22 protein-coding genes and 1 pseudogene are annotated in these 18,283 nt (G+C 72.9%); 10 read left to right on the top strand and 13 right to left on the bottom strand.

From position 1 onward, the window contains the following. Nucleotides 1–74: 74 nt before the first annotated feature. From AB0H83_RS47005 to AB0H83_RS47020, 4 genes are read right to left on the bottom strand one after another with little or no spacing between them, the layout of a single operon-like run. Complete coding sequence (locus tag AB0H83_RS47005) at nucleotides 75–689, bottom strand: GNAT family protein (protein ID WP_360108838.1); 615 nt, start codon at nucleotides 687–689, stop codon at nucleotides 75–77. After that, nucleotides 686–1,981, bottom strand: a complete 1,296-nt coding sequence (glp, locus tag AB0H83_RS47010; protein ID WP_344512211.1) for a gephyrin-like molybdotransferase Glp — start codon at nucleotides 1,979–1,981, stop codon at nucleotides 686–688. Before glp ends, AB0H83_RS47005 begins: the two co-directional genes overlap by 4 nt. Continuing rightward, complete coding sequence (locus AB0H83_RS47015; protein WP_360108841.1) at nucleotides 1,978–2,913, bottom strand: UTP--glucose-1-phosphate uridylyltransferase; 936 nt, start codon at nucleotides 2,911–2,913, stop codon at nucleotides 1,978–1,980. The genes glp and AB0H83_RS47015 overlap by 4 nt, the downstream gene beginning before the upstream one ends. Nucleotides 2,914–2,922: 9 nt before the next feature. Then, nucleotides 2,923–5,052 (bottom strand): diguanylate cyclase, encoded by a 2,130-nt coding sequence (locus tag AB0H83_RS47020; protein WP_360108844.1) that lies wholly within the window; start codon nucleotides 5,050–5,052, stop codon nucleotides 2,923–2,925. A gap of 71 nt (nucleotides 5,053–5,123) precedes the next feature. On the opposite strand from AB0H83_RS47020, the gene AB0H83_RS47025 reads away from it, so the two are divergent. Together AB0H83_RS47025 and AB0H83_RS47030 are read left to right on the top strand one after the other, a co-directional pair. Then, complete coding sequence (locus tag AB0H83_RS47025) at nucleotides 5,124–5,759, top strand: 5-formyltetrahydrofolate cyclo-ligase (RefSeq protein ID WP_360108891.1); 636 nt, start codon at nucleotides 5,124–5,126, stop codon at nucleotides 5,757–5,759. A 3-nt stretch (nucleotides 5,760–5,762) separates the two neighbouring features. Then, nucleotides 5,763–5,903 (top strand): annotated as a pseudogene (locus AB0H83_RS47030) (FmdB family zinc ribbon protein); the annotation flags it as partial. A gap of 14 nt (nucleotides 5,904–5,917) precedes the next feature. Here the strand turns inward: AB0H83_RS47030 and AB0H83_RS47035 are convergent. Further along, entirely contained in the window at nucleotides 5,918–6,085 is a 168-nt protein-coding gene (locus AB0H83_RS47035; RefSeq protein ID WP_360108899.1) for a hypothetical protein, read from the bottom strand. Between the two features lie 119 nt (nucleotides 6,086–6,204). Continuing rightward, on the bottom strand, nucleotides 6,205–6,387 hold the full coding sequence (locus tag AB0H83_RS47040) for a hypothetical protein (protein WP_360108902.1): 183 nt from the start codon (nucleotides 6,385–6,387) through the stop codon (nucleotides 6,205–6,207). Between the two features lie 85 nt (nucleotides 6,388–6,472). Here AB0H83_RS47040 and AB0H83_RS47045 point away from each other — a divergent pair, with 85 nt between their 5' ends. Together AB0H83_RS47045 and AB0H83_RS47050 are read left to right on the top strand one after the other, a co-directional pair. Next, nucleotides 6,473–6,622 (top strand): hypothetical protein, encoded by a 150-nt coding sequence (locus tag AB0H83_RS47045; protein WP_360108847.1) that lies wholly within the window; start codon nucleotides 6,473–6,475, stop codon nucleotides 6,620–6,622. Between the two features lie 72 nt (nucleotides 6,623–6,694). Next, nucleotides 6,695–6,997: a translation initiation factor 2 gene (locus AB0H83_RS47050; RefSeq protein ID WP_360108850.1), complete on the top strand. Its 303-nt coding sequence runs from the start codon at nucleotides 6,695–6,697 to the stop codon at nucleotides 6,995–6,997. A 190-nt stretch (nucleotides 6,998–7,187) separates the two neighbouring features. Here AB0H83_RS47050 and AB0H83_RS47055 read toward each other — a convergent pair whose 3' ends face one another. The 3 genes from AB0H83_RS47055 to AB0H83_RS47065 form a co-directional block, all read right to left on the bottom strand. Continuing rightward, a complete protein-coding gene (locus AB0H83_RS47055) occupies nucleotides 7,188–7,643 on the bottom strand; it encodes an NUDIX domain-containing protein (protein ID WP_360108852.1) in 456 nt (151 codons plus the stop codon). A 54-nt stretch (nucleotides 7,644–7,697) separates the two neighbouring features. Further along, entirely contained in the window at nucleotides 7,698–8,228 is a 531-nt protein-coding gene (locus AB0H83_RS47060; RefSeq protein ID WP_360108855.1) for a DinB family protein, read from the bottom strand. Nucleotides 8,229–8,459: 231 nt separating this feature from the next. Further along, entirely contained in the window at nucleotides 8,460–8,801 is a 342-nt protein-coding gene (locus AB0H83_RS47065) for a ricin-type beta-trefoil lectin domain protein (RefSeq protein WP_360108894.1), read from the bottom strand. On the opposite strand from AB0H83_RS47065, the gene AB0H83_RS47070 reads away from it, so the two are divergent. Then, complete coding sequence (locus AB0H83_RS47070; protein ID WP_360108858.1) at nucleotides 8,689–8,964, top strand: hypothetical protein; 276 nt, start codon at nucleotides 8,689–8,691, stop codon at nucleotides 8,962–8,964. The two genes, AB0H83_RS47065 and AB0H83_RS47070, sit on opposite strands and share 113 nt — an antisense overlap. On the opposite strand, the gene AB0H83_RS47075 is transcribed toward AB0H83_RS47070, so the two are convergent. Next, nucleotides 8,943–11,018: a GH92 family glycosyl hydrolase gene (locus AB0H83_RS47075; protein WP_360108861.1), complete on the bottom strand. Its 2,076-nt coding sequence runs from the start codon at nucleotides 11,016–11,018 to the stop codon at nucleotides 8,943–8,945. The genes AB0H83_RS47070 and AB0H83_RS47075 overlap by 22 nt on opposite strands. A gap of 221 nt (nucleotides 11,019–11,239) precedes the next feature. On the opposite strand from AB0H83_RS47075, the gene AB0H83_RS47080 reads away from it, so the two are divergent. Next, entirely contained in the window at nucleotides 11,240–12,094 is an 855-nt protein-coding gene (locus AB0H83_RS47080; RefSeq protein WP_360108864.1) for a hypothetical protein, read from the top strand. 107 nt (nucleotides 12,095–12,201) lie between these two features. Further along, nucleotides 12,202–13,029, top strand: a complete 828-nt coding sequence (locus AB0H83_RS47085) for a metallophosphoesterase (RefSeq protein ID WP_360108867.1) — start codon at nucleotides 12,202–12,204, stop codon at nucleotides 13,027–13,029. A gap of 27 nt (nucleotides 13,030–13,056) precedes the next feature. Here AB0H83_RS47085 and AB0H83_RS47090 read toward each other — a convergent pair whose 3' ends face one another. The 3 genes from AB0H83_RS47090 to AB0H83_RS47100 all read right to left on the bottom strand — a co-directional run bounded on the left by AB0H83_RS47090 (nucleotide 13,057) and on the right by AB0H83_RS47100 (nucleotide 15,655). Continuing rightward, nucleotides 13,057–13,959 (bottom strand): TIGR03619 family F420-dependent LLM class oxidoreductase, encoded by a 903-nt coding sequence (locus AB0H83_RS47090; RefSeq protein ID WP_360108870.1) that lies wholly within the window; start codon nucleotides 13,957–13,959, stop codon nucleotides 13,057–13,059. Nucleotides 13,960–14,051: 92 nt separating this feature from the next. Then, entirely contained in the window at nucleotides 14,052–14,885 is an 834-nt protein-coding gene (locus AB0H83_RS47095; protein WP_360108873.1) for a S1 family peptidase, read from the bottom strand. A gap of 59 nt (nucleotides 14,886–14,944) precedes the next feature. Beyond that, nucleotides 14,945–15,655 carry a DUF2470 domain-containing protein gene (locus tag AB0H83_RS47100; RefSeq protein WP_360108876.1) on the bottom strand — a complete coding sequence of 237 codons (711 nt, stop codon included), beginning with the start codon at nucleotides 15,653–15,655 and terminating at the stop codon, nucleotides 14,945–14,947. Between the two features lie 44 nt (nucleotides 15,656–15,699). Between AB0H83_RS47100 and rpsD the strand changes: the two genes are divergently transcribed. Genes rpsD through AB0H83_RS47115 form a run of 3 tightly spaced genes read left to right on the top strand, consistent with a single transcriptional unit; the run spans nucleotide 15,700 to nucleotide 17,944 of the window. Then, entirely contained in the window at nucleotides 15,700–16,308 is a 609-nt protein-coding gene (gene rpsD, locus AB0H83_RS47105) for a 30S ribosomal protein S4 (RefSeq protein ID WP_360108879.1), read from the top strand. Between the two features lie 18 nt (nucleotides 16,309–16,326). Next, nucleotides 16,327–17,475: an N-methyl-L-tryptophan oxidase gene (solA, locus tag AB0H83_RS47110; protein WP_360108882.1), complete on the top strand. Its 1,149-nt coding sequence runs from the start codon at nucleotides 16,327–16,329 to the stop codon at nucleotides 17,473–17,475. A gap of 34 nt (nucleotides 17,476–17,509) precedes the next feature. Continuing rightward, nucleotides 17,510–17,944, top strand: coding sequence for a hypothetical protein (locus tag AB0H83_RS47115; RefSeq protein WP_360108897.1), 435 nt, complete (start codon nucleotides 17,510–17,512; stop codon nucleotides 17,942–17,944). Nucleotides 17,945–18,283: the final 339 nt, after the last annotated feature.

Consider the following 18,283-nt stretch of genomic DNA (forward strand, 5'->3'; position numbering starts at 1 on the left):
GCGTGGTAACTCCGACTCAGAACAGTACGGGTCGCGCAGCGTTACACCATGTCAACACGCAGGAGGAAGCAAAACTAGGCGGCGAGGACCTTGTGCCACCTGGCGAGAAGCCCACCTTCGGTGGAGATGTCCTCGGTGGTCATGGCGTAGCCGAGGTGGTCGCGCCAGTCGCCGTCGATGTGCAGGTACCGGTGGTGGTACGCCTCCTGGCGGAAGCCGAGCTTCTCCACCACACGCCGGCTGGCGAGGTTGTCGGGCCGGATGTTGACCTCGATGCGGTGCAGGCCGCCGACGCTGAACGCGTGGTCGACGGCGAGCGCGAGCGCGGTCGGGGTGATGCCCTTGCCGGCGTGGCGGGAGTCGACCCAGTATCCGGCGTAGCCGGAGCAGAAGGCGCGGCGCACGATGTTGCCGAGGGTGAGCTGGCCCACGAGCTGGTCCTCGTAGCAGACCGCGAACGGCATGGCGCTGCCATTGCGGGCGGCGCGGCGCAGGTCGGCGTGCACGGCACGGAACGCGGCGGGGGAGTTGAGGTCGTGCCAGGTGCCGTAGGGCGTCGGCTCCCACTTGGACAGCCACTGCTCGTTGGCGCGGCGGACCTCGGCCCAGGCGCGCGCGTCGGCGCGCCGGTAGGGCCGCAGGGTGACCGGGCCGTCGACCAGCACCGCCGGCCATCCGGGCTGGCTCATCGCCGTCTATCCAACATGATGACGTCCACTGTAGAGCCCGCGGCGGCGCTGATCACCTTCTCACCGAGGACCATGAGGCCGTTCGCGTCGGCGAGGCCGGACAGGGTGTACGGGCCGCCGGCGAGCGGCATGACGGTGTAGCCGCCGCCGCGGCGCTCGGTGATGTACGCGGGCCGGAACTCCCGCATGCCCGAGGGCGAGCTGACGGTCTCCAGCAGGTGCGCCCGGACGCTGGGCCGGAACACGGGGTCGGCGCCGGCCAGCAGCTGGATGACGGGGCGGGCCAGGACCTCGAAGCCGATGAGCGCGGCGCCGGGGTCGCCGGGCAGGCAGACGATCGGCACGCCGTTGACCCCGGCGGCGCCGCCGATGGTGCCGTAGCCGAGCGAGGAGCACGGGTACACGGAAAGGTCGGAGAACACGACGGAGCGCGACAGGATGCGCCGGACCATGTCGCCGGGGCCGGTGCCGGTGCCGCCGGTGGTGATGATGAGGTCGGCGCGCAGCATCTGGTCGTCGAGCAGGCCGCGCAGCCCTTCCGGGTCGTCGTCGCAGATGCCGACGCGGTACGCGTGGGCGCCGGCCTCCGCGGCGGCGGCGGTGAGCGCGTGGGAGTTGGCGTCGACGACCTGGCCGGGCTGGCTGGCGCGGCCGACGTCGACGAGCTCGTCGCCGGTCGCGATGACCACGACGCGCGGGCTGGGGCGCACCACGACGTGGCCGATGCCGCTGGCCGCGAGCACGGAGACCAGCGGCGGGGTCACGTACGCCCCGGCCCGGGCGAGCACGGCCCCGGCGGGCAGCTCGTCGCCGGCGCGGCGCACCCCGTGGCCGCGTTTGGTGGGGTGGTACACCTCGACGGCGGCCATCCCCTGGTCGGTCATGCCGGGCGGGACGACCACGTCGGCGGAGACCGGCATCAGGGCGCCGGCCGCGACGGAGAAGCAGGTGCCGGGGGTGAGCCGGACGGGCCGCCAGCTGGAGGCGACCAGGTCGCCGACGACGCTGAGCCGGACCGGGCGGCCCGGCTGCGCGTCGCTGATGTCGTCGAAGCGGGCGGCGTAGCCGTCGATCGCGGAGTGGTCGAACGCGGGCACCGGGCCCGGTCCGACCACGTCCTCGGCGAGCACGTTGCCGTGCGCGGCGGTGATCTCGAGGTCCAGCGGGGGCAACGGGCGCAGGCCCCGGAGCACGCCGGCGAGATAGTCGGCGAGCGGGACGCGCGCGTTCGACCCGACGCCCGCATCGCGTGCGGCGTCGTGGTGGGAGCCCGTCGCTGGAACCGCTGTCACCCGCGCAGATCCTTCTCCACGAACTGGGCCAGCCACTGGCTGAACGCCGGGCCGAGGTCGTCGCGCTTGCACGCGAGCTGGACGACGGCCTGCAGGTACCCCAGGGGCATGCCGGTGTCGTACCGGGTGCCGCGGTAGACGATGCCGTGCACGGGGGTGCCCTCGGCCAGCAGCAGCGCCATCGCGTCGGTCAGCTGGATCTCGCCGCCGGCGCCGGGGCCGATGCGGCGGATCGCGTCGAAGAGGGTGGGGGGCAGCACGTACCGCCCGATGACGGCGAGGTTGCTCGGGGCCTCCTCCGGCTTCGGCTTCTCCACCAGGCCGGTGACCCGCAGCACCTCGCCGGCGTCGCCGGTCAGGTCGGACGGCTCGACGGAGGCGATGCCGTAGCGGCTGGTCTCGTCCGGCTCGACCTCGATGAGGGCCAGGACGATGCCGCCGGTCTGTGCCTGCAGGTCGAGCATCGCCGGCAGCAGCGGCTCGGTCTCCTCGACGAACTCGTCGCCGAGCAGGCAGGCGAATGCCTCGTCGCCGACGTGGGACTCGCCGTAGGAGATGGCGTGGCCGAGGCCGAGCGGCTCGCCCTGCCGGCAGGTGTAGATCTCGGCCAGCTCGCTGGGGCGCTTGACCGCGGCGAGCCGCTCGTCGTCGCCCTTCTCGGCGAGGCGCGCCTCCAGGTCGGGCCGGCGGTCGAAGTGGTCGACCATCGATGTCTTGCCCCTGCCCGTGACCAGCAGGATGTCTCTGATGCCGGCCGCGGCGGCCTCTTCCACGATGTACTGCAGCACTGGCCGGTCGACGACCGGCAGCAGCTCTTTCGGGACGGCTTTGGTCGCTGGGAGGAAGCGGGTGGCCAGGCCCGCCGCCGGGATCACGGCTTTGACAGCCCGCTGGCGCGCCGGCGCGGGCTGGTGAGGAGTCGTGTCAGGCATGTGGCAAGGCTAGCCGCCGCGGCTCTGTCGTGGCGGTTGTGCCGCCTTTGGCGCGCCGGGCGTCACCTCCGTACTAGCCTTCACGGGCGCCTCTGCAGGGTCGGCGGACTCCGTCCCGGCCTCCGTGGACTTCGCCACAGCCTTCGCGGACGGCACGTCGGGAGCGATCTTGTACGTGTCCCGCCCGCCGGCCTTGGCCGCGTACAGGGCGTCGTCGGCGGCTTCGAGGACCGCGGCGCCGGTCGCGCCGTGGGCCGGGTAGACCGCGATACCGATCGACACGGTCACCGGGATGCGCCGAGGCGGCTGGCCCGGTGTGGAGGAGATCACCAGCACCGGGGCGCGCCGCACGGCCGCGCCGAGCCGTTCGGCGAGGACCGCGGCGCCGGTCGCGTCGGTCTCCGGCAGCAGCACCACGAACTCCTCGCCGCCCTGCCGGAACGCGAAGTCGACCTCGCGGATCTCGGCGCGCAGCCGGCGGGCGAACTCGGCCAGCACCGCGTCGCCGGCGGCGTGCCCGTACGTGTCGTTGACCTCCTTGAACCGGTCCAGGTCCAGGGCGAGCGCGGCGAGGCTGCGGCCGAAGCGGCTGGCCCGCTCGACCTCGCGACGCAGTGACTCGCGCAGGTACCGGTAGTTCGACAGGCCGGTCAGCGGATCGGTGAGCGACAGCCGCTGCGCCTCCTCGTGGACCCGTACGTTGTCGACGGCGACCGCGGCCTGCCCGGCGAACGTGCGCAGCGTGATCAGGTCGGCGTCGTCGAACTCGTCGAAGCCGTGCCGGTCGTACAGGGCGAGGACACCCCGCGCGGCGGGCGGCAGATCCGACTGGGGTTCCAGGCCGGTGGTGGGCCCGACGCCGGGCGCGGCGATCGGCACGGCCACATACGTGATGCAGCGCGGCTCACCGGTCGCCAGGACCGGCCCGTCCCGGTCGACCCGGCCGCGCCGCGGCTCGCCGGACGCGGCGACGGCGCCGAGCAGCCCCTCGCCCAGCTGCAGCCGCAGCTCGGCGACGTCGAACCCGGCGAGCCCCTCGGCGACCTGGCCGCGCAGCTCGCCACTGGCCGGGTCGACCATGAGGACGACGCCGGACTGGGCGCCGGTCGCGGCCGTCGCGGTCTGCAGGATGACCTGGAGGATCCGGTCGAGGTCGTGGGTGCCGGCAAGGGTGTCGCCGAGCACGCCGAGCTGCCCGCGCAGCTGGTCGCGGCTGGCGGTCAGGGCCTGCACGTACCCCTGCATCTCGCGAGTCATCCGGTTGAACGTCTGCCCGAGCCGGCCGACCTCGTCCTGGCTGCGCACCGGCACGCGGGCGCTGAGGTCGCCGTCGGCGACGCGCTCGACCGCCTGGGCCAGCTCGGTCAGCGGGTGCGTGGTGGAGCGGGCCAGCCACCAGGCGACGCTGATCGCGACGACCCCGGCGCAGGCCACGACGGCGACGAGGACGGCGTACAGGCCCTCCGTATCGGGCTTCGGCACCGACAGCGCCAGCGTGAGCGGCTGGCCGGGCTCCGGGGTGAGCCGCCGCACCAGCCGGCCGCCGCTGGTGGTGCCGGTCTCCCCGGCGGCGAGCCCGGCGGCGGCGTCGGCGATGCGGGCGCCCTCCTCCGACACCGGCCGGCCCGTCGCGAGCGAGTCGACACGCACGCCGCTGGACTCGGCGAGCCAGCTCAGCAGGGTGGCGTCGACGGGTTCGACGGCGTACGCCCGGCCGACGCGGCGCGAGCTCGGATCGAGCACGTCGACAGCGGCGACGATCGCGGCGTGGGAGGTGGGGGCCGGCGCGGCGCAGTCGGCCCACGGCTTCGGCGGCAGCGTGCCGGCGGTGGTGAGGACGGTGCCGTTGGCGCTGGTCACCTCGACGGCGCGGGCGAGCCCGCGCAGCACGGCCCGCTGGGCCGCGTCGGGCTGGTCGCCGCCGGCGGTGACCAGCGCCGTGGTCTCGGCGGCGAGCCGCAGGCGCTGGCAGGTGAGGGCGAGCGCGGCGTGCACGTTCTGGGCGCCGGCGTCGAGGCGCTCCAGGGCCCGCTGGTCGCTGACCGCGGCGACGGCGATGCCGACGAAGACCGCGCCGAGCAGCACGGGGCCGAGCACGACCGCCAGGAAGGCGGCGGTGAGCCGCGCCCGCAGCGTCACGTCCGTCCTCCCGTAGCTGTGTTTCTGCGATGCTGTCACAGATCAGGAGGAATTGAGCTTTGTCGTCTGCAGTGTCCCCGAAATCCGAGCTGCGATCGCACATCCGGTCCGCCCGCCGCGCCCTCCCGGTTGTCGAGCGCAATATGTCGGATAGGTCGCTCATTTCCGCGTTTCTAGCGATTGTACGGGCATCGCGCGCGCGGACGGTCGCCGCGTACGTGCCGCTGGCCTACGAACCGGGCGGCCCCGGCCTGGTCGACGCGCTGGCGGCGGCGGTACCGCGGCTGCTGCTGCCCGTGCTGCTACCGTCGCGCGACCTGGACTGGGCCGGGTACGACGGCACCCTGGCCCCGGGGCCGCTCGGGCTGTCCGAGCCGCCCGGCCCGCGCCTCGGCGTCGACGCGGTCCGCCGGGTCGACCTGATGCTGGTCCCGGCCCTCGCCATCGCGTTGGACGGCACCCGGCTGGGGCAGGGCGGCGGCTCCTATGACCGGGTCCTGCCCCGGGTCACCGCACCGACGATCACCCTGCTGCACCCTGGCGAGCTGCTGCCCTCCATCCCCGCCGACCCGCACGACCAGCGGGTCTGCGCGGCCGTCGTCGGTGCCACCACCGGGTATGAGACCGCCCACCTCCACTGGACGAAAGGATGTGCGATACCGCACTATTGGCACTCGATAGGGTTGAGTGCCAATGATGGAGGCTGAACGGTGCCTACCTACCAGTACGCCTGCACGGCTTGCGGCCACCAGCTCGAGGCGGTGCAGTCGTTCACCGATGACGCGCTGACCGAGTGCCCGCAGTGCCAGGGCCGCCTGCGCAAGCAGTTCTCGGCGGTGGGCGTGGTCTTCAAGGGCTCGGGCTTCTACCGCACCGACTCCCGCTCCACGGCCAAGTCCTCGACGCCGGCCGCCTCGTCGACCTCGTCGTCCTCGGACTCGAAGTCGTCGGACTCAGGCTCGTCGAGCTCGTCCTCCACCGCATCGAAGCCGGCCGCCGCCGCGTCGTCGGGCGCCTCGGCGGGCGCTTCCACGAAGTCGGCCTCCTCGGCCGCCTGACCAGCGAAGTCCTGACGCCGGGCGCGGCGACTGCCCGCACTCGCCGCGCCCGGCGGGCGTCTCTGCCCGAAACGACGGTGAGCGGCGTCCGGACCTAGTCCCAGTGCGGCGGGCGGTCGGCGAGCAGGCGGTCGTCGTTGCTCGCGCTGCGCTCGCCCCAGCCCGCGTCGGTGTCGTCGGTCGTGGTGTCCGGCAACACGACCAGCTCGTCGGTGAAGTCCGCGAAACTCACTTCGCGCTGCTCATCGGCGGATGCCCAGCCGCTCGTCCCTGCCACGCCGACGAGCGTACTCCGGCGAGTTTGCCGGAAGTTGGCCGAATGACGACAGTCGCCCTTCCGTCGACAGGTCACACTCGGCGGCATGACACAACCCGACCCTGACACCACCCCCCAGCACCGGTCCGACGCGGAACAGCCGCCGGCGGACGAGCAGCCGACGATGCGGCTGGCACCGGCCGACCCCGACGCCACCCGCCCCATGTCGCTCGCGGACCTGCTCAACAGCGACTGACCGGCACGAGCTGAGCCACCTCGAAGCCACCGGGCGGGGGATGAGGTCCCGCCCGGTGGGTACGCTCGTGGCGTGAGTGACGACGCCTTCTGGCAGCGGCCCGCGGAGGGAGCCGCGGCGCCACCGCCGGCGGCCCCGAGTTCGCCCGCGCCGGCGCCCTACACCGGCGCCCCGCGCAGCGCGCCGCCGCCGCGGGGCTGGCGGCCGCCGACCGTGGAGCGCCCGGCGGCGCCGAGGAAGCTGCCCGCACAGGACGTCGCGCGGATCGAGCGGGAAGAGCAGGCAGCCACGATCCTCACCAAGGGGATGGGCATCTTCGCCGGGGCCGTCATCGTCGTGCTGCTGCTGATCTTCTGCGGCCGGATCCTCTTCTGATCCGCCCGCCCAGTCGTCCTGAGCTGCCCGCCCGGTCGGGCTTGCAAGACCCGGCCGGACCACCGTGATGATCCAAGTCGCGTGCTGGTCGTCCGGACGACCACGGCACGACTTCGATCAACCGGGCAAGATCACACGCGAGCCGGTCGCGGCCGCGACGAGCGGGCCACGACAAACTCGTTGAGTCAGGTCACGGGGTCAGGGAGTCCTGGAGGCGGTCGAGGAAGGTGGCCTGGGCCTTCACCAGTTTCGTCCTCGCGACGTCCAGCGACAGCCAGGCGACCCGGTCCAGCTCAGGGAACGTCTTGATGACGCCCGAGCCCTTGGGCCACTCGAGCTCGAAGGTGTTGCTGACCGCCGTCTCCGGGTCGAAGTCGCCTTCCAGGGCGAACACCGTCACGACCTTGCCGCCGCTCTGGCGGATCTCGCCGAGGGGGGTCGGGGTGCCGGCGGGGGCGGGGGCGCCGAGCTCCTCCTGGAACTCGCGGAGGGCCGCGGCCTGCGGCTCCTCGTGCTCGTCGTACTCGCCCTTGGGGATCGACCAGGCGCCGGCGTCCTTGCGGGACCAGAACGGGCCGCCCATGTGGCCGACGAGGACCTCGACGCCCTGGTCGGTGTTCCTGTAGAGCAGCAGTCCAGCGCTCAAGCGAGCCACCGAGGTCCTCCCGTCGTCGACCCCCCATTCTGGCTCATGCAGGGGTCATTCGGCGGGCGCGAAGCGCTCCAGCGCCGGCATGTAGCGGCGGTACGGGCCGACCTCGTCGCGGTACCGGCCGGCCAGGACCTCGCCGATCTGGGCCAGGTGGGTCAGGTCGTGCGCGACCCAGGCGGCCAGGACCTGTTGGAGGGTGACCGTGCCGAACTCGGGGTGGGTGCCGGACCGGGACAGGTCGGCCGGGGTCAGGCCCAGCGCGCCGAGGTCCTCCAGCGAGCGTGACCTGACCAGGCGGAAGCGGTCCAGCAGGGCCGGGACCGGCTCGCGGTCCCAGTCGAGCATCGCGACCCGGTTGAACGGCGCGAACGTGCGGTCCGTGCCGTGCTCCACGATCAGCCGGATGCGGGGCAGCCAGTTGGTGGTGTCGCCGTGCAGGAGGTGGCCGGCGATGGCGTACGCGCTCCAGGTGCCCTCGCCGTCGTCGCGGTGCACCCACTCCTCGGGCAGGCCGAGCAGCAGCGCCGACAGCGCGTCCGGGGTGCGGGCCAGCAGGGTCGTCGCGTCCGAGATGATCATCAGTGGGCTCCCTTCCTGCTGCCCATGCTCGGCGCCCGCGGCCGCCGGAGCCAGGGCCACCTCGCGACGACTGGCCTGGCACGCTGAAGCGGTGCCGGAGGGAATCAGGGTCGGGGTGACGGGTCACATGAACCTGACCCCGGAGACCGCCCGCCGCGCCTGACCGGCCGGACGCGGCGACGGTGCCGGGATCCGATCGCGGATCCCGGCACCCGCCGCGGCGCGGCGGAGCTACCTGTGCCACCTCTGGTTGCTGGCCCCGTTGCAGGTCCAGATGTGCAGCTTCGAGCCGTTGGCGGTGGCCACGTTCTGCACGTCGACGCACTTGCCGGACTGCGGGTTCACCAGGTCGCCGGCGGCGGTCAGGGTGAACTTCTGGGCCCCGGTGCCGTTGCAGGTCCACAGTTGCACGACCGCGCCGTCGGCGGTGGAGCCGCCGGAGACGTCCATGCACTTGCCCATGGCGCCGACCGAGCCGTCGGCGTTGAAGGTCCACTGCTGGGCGGCGGTGCCGTTGCAGTCCCAGATCTGCAGCCGGTTGCCGTCGACCGCGTTCGCCGAGGGGATGTCGATGCAGCGGCCGGAGCCGTTGCCGATGATCGGGCCGGCGCCGTTCGAACCGCATGCGGGCGCCGTGTCGAAGGTGTCGGTGAACGTGGTGCCGGCGACGCGGTACGCGGCGGCCTGCGCGGTCGCCTGGACGGCCCCGCGCTGTCAGTACACCTCGAACTCATAGATCCGCGTCGCGCCCCCGGAGCCCTGCTCGGCCGCCAGGACGTTGACGCGGACATAGCGGGCGGTCGCGGTGAACGGGTGCGACGAGACGCTCGCCGTGTTGCCGCGGACCTGGGCGACCGTCGTCCAGGTGGTGCCGTCGGTGGAGACCTGCAGGTCGAAGTCGCGGGTGTTCCACGACGGGCTCTCCCCGCCCGCGCCGGCGTGGCGCAGGGTGACGGACTTGACGGCGGTGGCCGCGCCGAGGTCGACCTGCAGGGACTTCGTCGCGGCGGCCGAGCAGAACTTGTCGCTGGCGCCGCCGGAGACGCTGCCGTTGACGGCCTTGGCGGGGCCCTCGTTGGCGTTGCAGGCGGCGGACCCGGTGGCGGGCCGGTTCAGCGCGAGGTTCGGCGACGGCGCCGACGTGTCGAAGGACGGCGGCGCATCGGCGGCGGCGCTGCCCCACGACGGGTTGGCGGTGGTCCCGACCGTGAACGCCAGGGCGCCGCCGTTGGCGACGAACGACTCCGGCAGCCACGCCCGGTTGGACGCGGCGCCGTTGACGGTGAGGCTCTGCACGTAGGTGGCGGCGCCGGGTGCGGTGATGCTGATCGTCCTGCCGTTGCCCCGGTTGACGGTGACCTGCGGGAACAGCGGTGCCGACAGCAGCAGCTCGGCCCGGCCCGGGGTCAGCGGGTGCAGGCCCATGGCGGACCACACGTACCAGGCGGACATCGCCCCGAGGTCGTCCTGGCCGGGGATGCCCGACGGCGTCGGCGCCCACAGCGCGGTGAGGACCTGGCGGATCGTCTGCTGCGCCTTGTCGGGGCGGCCGGCGAAGTTGTAGAGCCACGGCACCCAGATCGACGGCTCGTTGTCCATCTCGGACTTGGTGCCGCCGGCGTTCGTCAGGGCCCAGCTGCCGTCGCTGTTGTGGAAGAACGCGTCGAGCCGGCTCACGGCGGTGGCGTTGCCGCCCATTCGGTCGAAGAGGCCGCGCACGTTGTGCGGGACCATCCAGGTGTACTGCGCGGCGCTGCCCTCCGCAAACCCTGCCGAGCTGGCGGGGTTGAACGACGGCCAGCTGCCGTTCTCGTTGCGGTCCTGGATGTAGCCGCCGTTGCCGGGGTTGTAGACGTTCTTCCAGTACTGCGCCCGGGCCAGGAACTGCTGCGCGGTGGCGGTGCCGCCGAGCCGCTGGGCCAGCTGCGAGACGCCGAAGTCGGCGACCGCGTCCTCAAGGGTCTCCCCGGCGCCGCCCCACGCGTTGCCGTTGGCCGGGATGTAGTTGATGGACAGCCACTTGTCCAGCGACGGCCGCTCGCCGACGACCATCACGTTCCAGCCGTCGCGGCTCAGGTCCGCCGCGGTGACGGTGGTCGCGGCGTGCGCCATCGAGCTGAGCGCGCCGGCCGCGTCGAAGCCGGTGCCGCCGAACGCGTAGATGCTCGGCACGGCCGCGTGCGCCGGGTCGCCGGTCATCACGTGCGTGCCGCCCTGGTTGTGGGTCCAGCGGTCCCAGACGCCGCCGTTCTGGTTGGCCTGGTTGAGCAGCGACTGCGCGATGTCCGCGCCGACGTCCGGGCGCAGCAGGGTCACCAGCTGGACCTGCCCGCGGTACACGTCCCAGCCGGAGAAGTTGGCATACTGCGCGTGCCCGGCCGCCGCCGTGTGCACCTGCTGGTCCATGCCCATGTACTGGCCGTTGACGTCGCTGAACACGTTCGGGTGCAGCAGCGCGTGGTACAGCGCGGTGTAGAACGTCTGCAGCTGCGCGGTCGTGCCGCCGCCGACGTCGATGCGGCCGAGCTCGGTGTTCCAGGCGTCGGTGGCGCGCTGGCGCACCGTGTCGAAGCTGGTCCCGGCGGTGTTCTCCGGGCTCCACTGCACCATCCCGTACGGCGTGTCGGCGCCCGGGAAGGTCTCGCCGCCGTTGGTGCCGACGAGCGTGTTGACGTAGCCGGCGGGGTTCGTGACGGCGAACGCCGGCGCGGCCGCGGCGAGGGGGGTCGCGGCGACGCCTGCCAGCAGCGCGGCCGCGACGAGCGCCCGTCCGCCTGTAGCTGTCCTCATAGTGCCTCCATCAATCAAAGGATGTGAAAACTATGGGCATCATTAGAAGCAGGTCAACGGCGCTGACATCGTTGGCACATTATTGTTACGACGTTCGATGCGTGACAGCGGCGCGGGCGGGGCGCAACGAGATTGCCATCTGGCGTTTGAGCGGTGTGTAGTTGGTCAAATACTCACAGTGAAGATCACGTGAGGGCGAGACCAACGGGGGTTTCTACGAGATGGCTCAGTCACGGCAGCAGCGTCTGAAAGGTGGCCGGCTCAAGACTCCGGTCGTGGTCGGGGCGGCGGGGTTCCTCGTCGTGCTGACCGGCGGGATCGTGCAGGCGGCGGGCGCGCACACCACGGGGGGTGACGCCACGGCCCGGGTCGCGGAGACCATGCCGCCGGTGGGTGACCCGAGCACCGCGGTGCCACCCGATCCGTCCATGGGCGCGGGCCCGTACTCGACCCCGGACCCGTGCTCGACCGACCCCGGCGCATCGGCCGGCCCCTTCGGCAGCCCGGCGCCGGGCAGCACCGACCCCTTCGGCACGGATCCCTTCGGCAGCCCGGTGCCCGGCGGCACCGCCGACCCGGGTCTGCCGGGCGGCACGACGGATCCCGGCCTCCCCGGTGGCTCTGGCGGCACTGTGGATCCCGGCCTGCCCGGTGGCATGGGTGGCACGACCGGCCCCGGCGCCGGTGGCACGGTGGATCCCGGCCTGCCCGGTGGCACCGGCGGCACGACCGGCCCGGGCGGGACCGTCGACCCCGGCCTGCCCGGCGGGCTCGGCACGACGACCGACCCCGCCGCGCCCGGGTACCCGGGCGGCCCGATACCCCCGACCGGCGAGCCGGGCCAGCCGGGGGTCAGCGCCGCGGCAACACCCACGACCGTGGTGCCCGGCCCGACCGGCGCCGTGCCGTCCGGCACCGGACCGGCGATCATCATCCCGCCGGGGATGAACGGCTCGACGCCGATCGCGACGCCCAGCGACGGCACCACGCCGGTGCCCGGCGCGACGCCGTCGTGCGCGAGCGTCCCGGTGCCCATCCCGACCGACACGGTGGTGCCGATCCCCACCGTCGGCTGAGCGGGCGCCTGGCAGCGGGGCCGCACCGTGGGGTGCGGCCCCGCCGCCGTGCCGGGGCACCGCCCGCCGGATCGGCGTCCGGCGATGGCAGCGGTTAAGGTCAAATCGTGACCGGACGACTGCTGGCGATCAGTGATCTGCATGTGTCGTACCAAGAGAACAGGGAGATCGTCGAGCAGCTGAAGCCGACGCACGACGGCGACTGGCTGATCGTCGCCGGCGACGTCGGGGAGAAGGTCGCCGACGTCATGTGGGCGCTGCGGACGCTGCGGGAGCGCTTCGCGAACCTGATCTGGGTGCCCGGCAACCACGAGCTGTGGACGACCCGCGACGACCCCGACCAGTCCCGCGGCGAGGAGCGCTACCAGCGGCTCGTCGCGGCGTGCCGCAACATCGGCGTCGTCACGCCCGAGGATCCGTACCCGGTGTGGGACGGCCCCGGCGGGCCGGTGATCATCGCGCCGCTGTTCGTGCTCTACGACTACTCGTGGTGGCCGGCGGGCACGTCGAGCACCGCGGAGGCCCTGGCGACCGCGCAGGCCGCCGGGATTGTCGGCACCGACGAGGTGCTGCTGCACTTCGACCCGTACGAGAGCCGCGCCGCGTGGTGCCGGGCCAGGGTCGAGCTGACCGAGCCGCGGCTGCAGGCCGCCGCGCAGGAGCTGCCGACCGTGCTGGTCAACCACTTCCCGCTGGTGCGCCACCCCACGGACGTGCTGCGCTACCCGGAGTTCGCGCTGTGGTGCGGCACCGACCTGACCGCCGGCTGGCCGACCCGGTTCCGGGCCCGCGAGGTCGTGTACGGCCACCTCCACATCCCGCGCACCACCTGGCAGGACGGCGTGCGGCACCAGGAGGTGTCGGTCGGCTACCCGCGGGAGTGGAGCCGCCGCTCGACGCCGCCGGCCAGGCTGGTGCCGGTGCTGGAGCGGTGAGACCGCCCGGCGCCGGCCGGCCCGGGATCAGGCAAGCTTGGCCACCGCCGACTGCAGCCGGTCCAGCAGGCGCAGCTCCAGGTCGATGTCGGTCTGCCGGATGCTGGCGACCAGCACCGTGTCGACGCCGCTGCCCTCCAGGCCGGCGATGTCCACGGCGATCTGCTCGGGCGCGCCGCCGAGGAACGGCCGGCCCTCACCCATCGGCTCGTCGGTGAGGGGTACGTTCGCCCGGGCGACGACGGCGAGCGCCGCGGCGTCCCGGCCGGCCTCCGCGGCGAGCCGGCGGAACGTGGCCGCCGTCCCGGCCAGCTGCTCGGCGGAGAACGCGATCGGGTTGAGCCCGTCGGCGATGCGGGCCGCCCGCGCGATGCCGGCCGGCGTGGTCGAGCCGAACAGGATCGGGATCGGCTGCTGGACCGGCTTCGGGTTCACCTCCGCCGCCTCGATGCGGTAGAAGCGGCCCTCGTACTGCGTCGGGTCGGGCCCCCAGCAGGCGCGCATCGCCGCCACGACCTCGTCCATGCCGGCGCCCATCCGCTTCATCGGAACGTTGGCCGCCTCGAACTCCTGCGGCATCCACCCCTGGCCGAGGCCGGCGACGACCCGCCCGCCGCTGAACTGGTCGAGGGTGGCGAAGCGGCGGGCGAGCACGATCGGCGGGTGCAGCAGGGCGTCGATGACGCTCGTGCCGAGCCTGATGGTGTCGGTCATGCCGGCCACGTAGCTCAGCGTCTCGAGGGGTTCGTAGGTCAGCCGGTACGTCTCGGGGATGCGGGCCGGCGGCGCGCCGAACATCGAGATCTCGGCCATCGGCCGCAGCAGCCGCTCGTAGGTCCACACGGAGTGGTACCCGAGGCGTTCGGCCTCCTTCGCGACCCGCGCGATGTTCGCCGGCCCCGCGAGGGCGCCGCCGGTGGGCAACTGCACGCCGAGCTGCATCCGCTTCCCCTATTCGTAGATCGAAATCCGTTCGCTCCAAACGTGGCACGGGGACCGGCGGCGCGCCATGGTCCACCCAGTCAGTAGGGGGCCACGCCGTACGTGGTCGCCGCCCGGCGGACCGACGAGTAGTAGGAGGCGCCACCGGAGGCGCAGTTGCCGCTGCCGCCCCAGTTGATCCCGATGCCGACGGTGCCGGCGAAGAGGGGGCCGCCGCTCTCGCCGGGTTCGCTGCACACGGTGGTGCGGATCATGTTGTACAGGGTGCCGCCGGCATAGTTGATTGTGACGTTGAGCGACGTGATCGTTCCGCTGCGCACGCCGTTGGGGCCGGTGCGGCGCACCGCCTGGCCCACCGTGCCGGAGCCGAACGAGGTGATCGGCTGCAGCCCGCCGGCGTACAGGTCGACCGCGCTGGGCTTGGCGATCGTGGTGTTGGTGTACCGCACGAGCGCGGAGTCGTAGCTCAGGTCGCGCGCGGCGACGACGCCCAGGACGGTGCCGGTGCCGGTGCCCGCGTAGACGGTGGCGCCGACCGCCGGGACGCAGTGCGCGGCGGCCAGGAAGTAGTACGTCGCGCCGGCCCTGGCGTTGAAGCCGATCAGGCACCGCCCGCCGAGCGCGCCGGCGTTGAACGTGTCACCGCCCGCGATGTGCGGCGCCAGCGTGCCCGGCTCATGGAGCACCGTGCCGCCGGCCCTGATCACGGCTCGGGTCAGTCCGGCGGCGAGCGCCGGGCGGACCGAGTCGTCGATGCTGACGGTCAGCCGGCCGTCGTCCCACCAGGCCGTGCCGGGGGTCGCCGCGAAGGCCTGCACGGGTGCGGCGGTCGCCGTGCCCGACGCGGCCGCCGCGTCCGTCGCGGGCAGCAGGATCGCCGCTGCCACGAGGACGCCGAGAAGTGTCCGGCGCATGACTCCTCCATCTAGAGATGTAAATCTCTAGATGGTATCGGCTCGGTGCCCTGATCGGCTCAGTGCCCGGAGTGGTTGTGCCGGCAGCAGCGGCCGCGGGCGAGCAGCTCGTGCATGCGGGGCGCGGCGTCGGCGGCGGTGCGCAGCGGCGCGCTGAAGGGCAGCTGCACGTCACGGTGGCGGGCGGCGAACTCCAGGCGCAGCACCACGCCGAAGCGGTCCATCCGGACGGGCACGACCCGGTGTACGCCGTGCAGGTGGTGCGGTGCGATGAGCCGGGACAGGTGCTCGATCGCCTCGGGGTGGGCGCCGGTGAGGTGGCACAGCAGGTCGGCCTCCTCCCTGGCCAGCGGATCGGGGCGGGCCGCGGCGAACGCGTCCGCCTCCACCTCGACCTCGCCGAGGACCGGGTCGAGCAGGGTGGCGGAGGCGAGCTCGAGGACCGCCCGGAGGTCGCCGTCGCGGCGGCCCGAGGGCTGGAGCCAGCCGGAGAACGTCGCCCGGGAGCGGATCCGGCCGCCGGCCGAGCGCACCGGCGTCGGCGCGACGTCGGTGATCTCGATGACGGCGCCCAGGTCGGCCTCGACCTCGACGAGCAGTGCGACGTGGCTGTCCGCGGGCAGCTCGACGACCACCCGCCCCGCCTCGTCGACGTGGTGGCGGCCGATGAGGTCGCAGCGGTGACCGGGGACGTGCAGCGTCAGGGACGACGCGGCAGCCAGCAGCGTGCGGAGCCGTTCCGCGGCGGTGGGGAGCTTGATCCCGGACAAGACGGCCTCCTAAGGTTAGGCTTACCTTAGTGGAGAGGTGACGAATGAACCAGTCTCGGCCGAAGGTTCGGCTGTCCCGGGCGCTCGGCATGCCGCTGACCCCCAAGTGCGTGAAGTACTTCGAGCGCCGGCCCTTCCCGCCCGGCCAGCACGGCCGGGCCCGCCCGAAGCACAGCGACTACAAGGTCCGGCTGCTGGAGAAGCAGCGGCTGAAGGCGCAGTACAACCTCCGCGAGAGCCAGCTGCGGGACGCCTTCGACCGCGCGGTGCGCCGCCCGGGCAAGACCGGCGAGGAGCTCATCGTCGACCTGGAGACCCGGCTCGACGCGCTGGTGCTGCGGGCCGGCTTCGCCCGGACCATCTACCAGGCCCGGCAGGTCGTCACCCACCAGCACCTGACCGTGAACGGCCACCGGGTCGACCGGCCGTCGGCACGGCTGCGCCCGGGGGACGTGATCGAGGTCGCCGAGCGCAGCCGGCAGAAGACCCCGTTCGTCGTCGCCGCGGCGGGCGCGCACGTGGGGGAGCGCACGGCGCCGTACCTGAGCGTCGACGTGTCCGGGCTCACCGCCCGGCTGAGCCGCCTGCCGCTGCGCAGCGAGGTCCCGGTCATCTGCGACGAGCAGCTCATCGTGGAGTTCTACAGCCGGTAGCCCCTACAGTGGCGGGCAGTGGAAACGTTTGACGTGATCGTGCTCGGGCTCGGCGGGATGGGCAGCTCGGCCGCCTACCATCTCGCTGCCCGAGGGCAACGGGTGCTCGGGCTGGAGCGCCATGGACCCGCCCACGACCTGGGCGCCAGCCACGGCGGGTCGCGTATCACCCGCCAGTCCTACTTCGAGGACCCCGCGTATGTGCCGCTGCTGCTGCGGGCGTACGAGCTGTGGGAGGCCCTCGAGCGCGACTCCGGGCGCGACCTGATGGACCTGTGCGGCGGGCTGATGCTCGGCCCGCCCGACAGCCTCACCGTCGCGGGCAGCCGGCGCAGCTCCGAGCAGTGGGGGCTGCCGCACGAGATCCTCGATGCCGCCGAGATCCGCCGCCGGTTTCCCAACCTGGCCCCGCAGCCGCACGAGATCGGCCTGTACGAGCGCAAGGCCGGACTCGTGCGCCCCGAGGAGACGGTCCGCGCCAACCTCGACCTGGCCGCGTCGAGCGGCGCGACGCTGCGCTTCGAGGAGCCGGCGCTGTCGTGGACGTCCGGCCCCGGCGGCGTCACGGTCCGTTCGGCGCGGGGCACCTACACCGCCGGCGAGCTGGTGATCTGTCCCGGTCCGTGGGCGCCCGACCTCCTCGCCGACCTGGGCGTGCCCTTCAGCGTGGAGCGGCAGGCCCAGTACTGGTTCCAGCCGGCCGGCGGGGTCGAGGCGTACCAGCCGGACCGCCAGCCGATCTTCATCTGGGAGGGCCCACCCAGCACGCAGGTCTACGGCTTCCCCGCGCTGGACGGCCCCGAGGGCGGGATCAAGGTCGCGTTCTTCCGCGGCGGCGAGGTGACCACGCCCGAGACCATCGACCGTTCGATCCGCCCCGGGGAGATCGCCGCGGTCGCCGCGCACCTCGCCGACCGGGTGCCCGGTGCGGCGGGCCGCTTCCTGCGCGGCAAGACCTGCATGTACACCAACTCTCCCGACACCCACTTCGTGATCGGGCGGCATCCGGCGCACGACCGGGTCACTGTGGCGTGCGGCTTCTCGGGGCACGGGTTCAAGTTCGTTCCGGTGGTCGGGGAGATCCTGGCGGATCTGGCGCTGACCGGCCGGACGGATCACCCGATCGGGCTGTTCGACCCGCTGCGACCCCGCGCTGCCGCGGCCTGACGAGTGCGCTTCCGGTGGCGTGGTGCCTTTCGTGATGCTGTCGCCTGAGGAGCTGCGGGACGAGACCTGCGTCGCCTGCCCGGGGCAGCGCCTGCCGCTGGGTGCCTTCGACGTGGCACCGCGCCCCTCGCCGGCGATCCCGTTCTCGCCGGAGCTCGGGTTCCGGGTGGCGGCGGCCACGGGTGTGCCGACGTGCGTGCACGCCTTCCGGGTGGGGGTGCCGCCCGCGCCGTACGCCTCCGAGGGTGTGCCGCTGCCCACATCGGCGGTGCCGCCGGCGCCCGCGCCCGAGGATCTGGAGCTGCCGGCGGACGGGACGCTGCTCGAAGCATGGCTGCTCGCCCTCGTCCGGACCGCGCCCGCGGACCGGCTCGCCGTCACCCTCGCGCGGGCCGAGCGGCTCGCCTTGGAACGCTTCCCACCTGCGGAGATCCTCATTGCGATGCGGAGGGTCCTCGGCGGTTGTTGACAGTGCCGCGGCAGGAGAGTAAGTTTGCACAGCCAGCACGAGCCGGGCGGATGGGTTGCTCAGCGACCATCGGCCGGTGTGCGAGGCCAGCCGCAACTTCACTCACCTGAGGGTGAGCGTCAGCGCGGCTGTGTTCGGGCGATGCTAGCGAATCCCCTGGGAATCGCGATTTGGCGAAATCGACCGAGTGGTTCTACAGTATTGAAGGCCCCGAGAGAGCGCCTCCACAAAGAGGCGGTTTCAAGGTGTGTGTTGGTTGTTTGAGAACTCAACAGGGTGCTTGTTAAGCCAGTGCCAATTGATTGACCCCGTGACACGCTTGTCGTGTCCGAGGATTCC

The sequence above is a fragment of the Dactylosporangium sp. NPDC050688 genome, assembly GCF_040654515.1.
Lineage (GTDB): Bacteria > Actinomycetota > Actinomycetes > Mycobacteriales > Micromonosporaceae > Dactylosporangium.